This is a genomic window from Nocardia sp. NPDC058497 (assembly GCF_042720195.1).
Classification (GTDB): Bacteria; Actinomycetota; Actinomycetes; order Mycobacteriales; family Mycobacteriaceae; genus Nocardia.
Window position 1 is genome coordinate 1 of record NZ_JBHXMY010000626.1, and the last position, 3366, is coordinate 3366.

The 3366-nt window shown below is 67.6% G+C and carries 4 protein-coding genes; all 4 read left to right on the forward strand.

The window, feature by feature from the left end; genetic code table 11:
• The first annotated feature begins 245 nt into the window (after positions 1-245).
• On the forward strand, positions 246-1079 hold the full coding sequence (locus ACFWPJ_RS28425; protein ID WP_378855914.1) for a hypothetical protein: 834 nt from the start codon (positions 246-248) through the stop codon (positions 1077-1079).
• A gap of 276 nt (positions 1080-1355) precedes the next feature.
• Complete coding sequence (locus ACFWPJ_RS28430) at positions 1356-1766, forward strand: hypothetical protein (RefSeq protein WP_378855916.1); 411 nt, start codon at positions 1356-1358, stop codon at positions 1764-1766.
• A 200-nt stretch (positions 1767-1966) separates the two neighbouring features.
• Positions 1967-2293 (forward strand): hypothetical protein, encoded by a 327-nt coding sequence (locus ACFWPJ_RS28435; protein ID WP_378855918.1) that lies wholly within the window; start codon positions 1967-1969, stop codon positions 2291-2293.
• The coding region (locus ACFWPJ_RS28440) for a hypothetical protein (RefSeq protein WP_378855920.1) at positions 2290-3366 on the forward strand (1077 nt) is incomplete at its 3' end. The genes ACFWPJ_RS28435 and ACFWPJ_RS28440, both read left to right, overlap by 4 nt.

The following is a 3366-nucleotide window of genomic DNA, read 5'->3' on the forward strand; positions in this document are numbered from 1 at the left end:
CCGGCGGCACGCAGGTCGTCAAGGGCTGATCTTCAGCTGACGAAAACGTCAGGGGGGGGGGGGGGGGAGGGCGGGGCCCCCGGGGGGTTGGTGGGGGGAAAGACGCCGCGGGGGGGTCCCCAACCCCCCCGACCCCCCCCCCCCGACCCCAAAACCCGCCCTCGCCCGTGGGGGCGGGGCGCGGGCACCCCCCCCCCCCGACGGAAGCCTCCGGAACAGGCGCCGATTCAGTGGTGTACCGGCGGATGGCGTCGGCGATCCAGAACGTCACCGCCGACCTGACGATCTTGTCGCGCGAGCCGTCGACCGACTCGCGGGCGAGCAGGCTGGTGCGGGAGCTGTCGATCGCCCATCGCGTCTTGCACGAGCAAGCTGCCGCGATCGGAGTCCCCGCGGACTGGATTCATCTGGCGGACAAGCAGGGACGCCTCGACCGACGCACAACCGGTGAACCGCCAACTATGCCGAGGGCGACACCCGTTGCTCGACCGATGGTGCTGGCCCAGCTGCGTCACCAGGTCGACGCGCTCTACACCCTGCCCGCCATCGGCGTCCTTCGCCGCCAGCGGGGCCTGATCGACGATCACCGTGGCGAGCGACTCAGCGAGCACCTGCGGTTGCAGTGGCTGCGGGTCGCGCTGACCGCCACCGCCATCAACGCGACCGAAACGGAAGTACGCGGTTGGTGGGACATCGACCCGAGTGCCTGGCAGCCGCGACTGGGCGCGGTCGCCGAGCGGCTCGAGCTCGAAGGCGGGCGGGCATGGCGTGCGGTGACCCAACCGGCGGTCCTGCGCGACGCGCGATGCCGCGTCGCAGTGATGCGGATAGTCGGCATCACCATCGCCGACAGTCCAGCTCACCAACTGCCACCCGCCCCACACCTACTCGACGCCAGCGCCGAGCACGCGTGGCAGACCCGCGACCAGATCGAACGCCCCGCGGGAGAACTGATCGGCACCGCGATCGAGGTCACCGGCGTCACCGATACTCACGGCCGCGACCACGCCGATCACAGCTCTCACGACCTACCGCCCCCGGCTCTGTCGGCGAACCCCGTCCCAGAACTCGACCTGTGACCACTTCTTGCAAAGGAGCCCCCCATGACAGCACAGCGTTCCCCGTTCGGTGCGTTCGCGCCGATCACACCCGAGGACATGGTCGGCGATCGTGCGCGCGTGTTGTTGACCTTCACCCGCACCGAGTAATTCGACCGGCTCGCCATCGAATACGGGTTCATCACCGGCTACCTGGCCGATCGGTTCGTCTCCGCGCTGCTCGACATCGGGATCGACTACGAAGGCCTGTGGCACACCGAAATCACCCGCTCGACTACCGATGCCAACCTCACCCGATTGGCCGCCACCGGCCCGAAGCTGATGGTGTGGTCGGCCGCGACCCTGGAAGCATTCACCGTCTGCGCGGCCACCGGCCGCCTGATCTGGCACGAACCGTTCACCGAGCACACCGCCCCCGACGGCGTCACCGCGGCGACGACCTCGGCGGAGAAAGCGATCGAGCTCGCCGGACACACCCTGCGCGAGTGGGGCGCCGAAGCCGGAGTGCTGCGCCTGAACCTGGCGCGCAGCCGCGGCCTGGACCAGCCACGATTGCATCGCATCGCCAGCGCGACCGGGTTGGTGCTCGAGATCGCGACCATCGGCGCGCACAACCCCGCCGCCGAGCAGTGCACCCACCCCGATCCGGCGATCTGGCGGACCGCCGACTTGGTGGAGCTGTGGCAGCCACCGGAGACAGTCTCATGAACCCCTGGATCCTGGCAGCCGCCGCTGGGGTCGTGGTCCTCGTGGTCGGATGTAGCACGAGCCAGCATCGGCCTGTCGTCGAACCGGCCTGCCACGCCGACTCGTTCCCACCACCGCACAGTGAAGTGCGTCCGTGTTCGGCGCCAGAGGTCCTCCACGCCGCGGTATCGACGATTTATGCGCTGGACCCGATCCTCGGGATGGACGCCCGCTCGACGCTCGAAGCCGCCCGTCCCCTGCTTCGCGGCGCGTTCGCCGCCGATGCGCGGGTGGGGGCCTCGATGTGGACGCCGATCACGATGGGCCAGTGGCAGGACTGGGTGTCCAAGCAGGTCGCAGTGAGCACAGAGGTGCGGGTGCGCGCTGATGACCATCCGCCCGACACCGCGACATCGTCGAGCCGGGTCCTGTCGGTCACCATCACCCCGACCGACCAGGCACCGATCGTGTTCGCTGTCTACGCCCGCGCACTCCGGCAATCTACGGAAAATGCTTGGCTCCTAGCTGATTTGCGGGTCCTGCCGTGAGTGGGGACCCGGTCGAGGAAAGCGGCCAAGCCGTCCGACAAGGGTTCGTGCAGGCCTTGCAGACCGCCCACACCACCGCAGGGCTGTTTCGTAGCTGGGGCGCCGACTCACGGTCGCACACCGAATCCAATCAGCGGGTCCGCTTGGCCGACGCGAAAGACTTTCGGTCTGCCATCGAGCATCAGGGCCGCCTGGGCAATCTGGGCTTGGAGCGAGAGCTGATCGGGGTGCGAATCGCCGAGGTCCGCGCCCGCATTACCAACGCCGCCAAGATCACCGGGGCCGACGTACGGCACAAGGAAGGCCTGATCACCCGCGCCGAGAAGGATCTGGAACGGCGCGAAGAGGCCGGCAAGCTCGACCGCACCCACAGCGAAGAGGCGCACAAACAGCGGATCGCCGGCTATGTGAATCGAGAAACGCGGGCCGTGGAACTGCACGACCTCGATGTCGAGTACAAGAAACTGCTGATCGACATCCGGCGCCGTGCCGCCGGATTCACTGACACCCTGCACCAATCTGATCAGCGCACGGGCAGCGGCCAAGCGTCGGCCGCCCAATTCGCCGCGGCCGAGGCCACCCGGAACCTCTCACCGGACGCCGACGCCGCCGCCGCGGCGTACCGGGAACGGTTCGTCGAGGACACCGGCCTGAACCCCGAGGACCTGTTCGCCGATGGTGACCGCGCCGATGTCGCTGACGGTTGGTCACACGGCCTCGAGGACGTGGCCGGGTTGGCTGAGGACCTCACGATCGCCGCGCACCTGCACCACGAGTTCGGGCTCAGCACAGCCGATATCGAACGCGACTCCGATCCGAACCTCGACATTGTCGACGCGGAGGTCCTCGAGGCCGGTGAATGGATCGAGGACACTGTGTCGGCGACCGGGGTCCATGACCTCGACCCTGCGGCGGCTGATCCCGGCCTGGTCCACGGGGGCGAGGAGCCTTCGGCGCGGGTGCCGGGCAAGGAAGTCGAAGTGTGGAGCGGCGATCCATGTGTGTTTCTTTTAATTTTTTATTTTAGAGAAGAATCCGATCCAAGACTATTTGATATTTGTATTTCTGTTTTT

Coding starts and splice junctions, on each gene's coding strand:
- ACFWPJ_RS28425 (WP_378855914.1), top strand. CDS start 246: ATGGCGTCGGCGATCCAGAACGTCACCGCCGACCTGACGATCTTGTCG.
- ACFWPJ_RS28435 (WP_378855918.1), top strand. CDS start 1,967: ATGGACGCCCGCTCGACGCTCGAAGCCGCCCGTCCCCTGCTTCGCGGC.